This window comes from Spirosoma fluminis (assembly GCF_054778895.1).
The window spans coordinates 1-552 of record NZ_BAAGZD010000033.1; the positions used below are offsets into that span (position 1 = coordinate 1).

Sequence of the window (552 nt, forward strand, 5' to 3'; positions counted from 1 at the left end):
CTCCCGCGTGAGACGAACGAGTTTATCCATCTGCCTTTATGCTGCCGTTGGGTTGAGAAGAATCGAGAAAGAGGACACGCATGCCCGCAGCAGTCACTAATTTGTTAAAACTTCTTAACGGCTTACAACCGCCCGACCCCTATTTGCGTCTGGATGGTAAAACCGCTCGTATGAATCACCTCCTTACCCTGTATCTTCTTCTGAATGCCGTTCGCTTCGGTGCATTCCTCCCGGCAAATCTGCATGGCCAGGCCGATCAAAACGACTACACAACCTATCATCAAACCATTGCCAGGGCGCAATACCTTATTGCCCGCAAGCACTATCAGGAGGCATTCGCGTTGTACAAACAGGTGTTTGATCGCTACGAGTTCGTCTTTTCAAGGGACTACAAAGTGGCCACGCAGTTGGCGCTACAAGTGGGCCAAAAGCAGCAGGCGTTTACCTATCTTAAACAAGCCATCGCTACGGGCTGGACGATGAGCGACATCAAGAAAAATACCCTGGTCACTACGCTTCAGGGCGATCCGCAGTGGCCAACTGTTGTTCAAC

1 protein-coding gene is annotated in these 552 nt (G+C 50.9%); it reads left to right on the plus strand.

The features are described 5' to 3' along the window. Positions 1–170: 170 nt before the first annotated feature. On the plus strand, positions 171–552 hold a 382-nt coding region (locus tag ACYVBJ_RS20860; RefSeq protein WP_460984243.1), incomplete at its 3' end, for a hypothetical protein.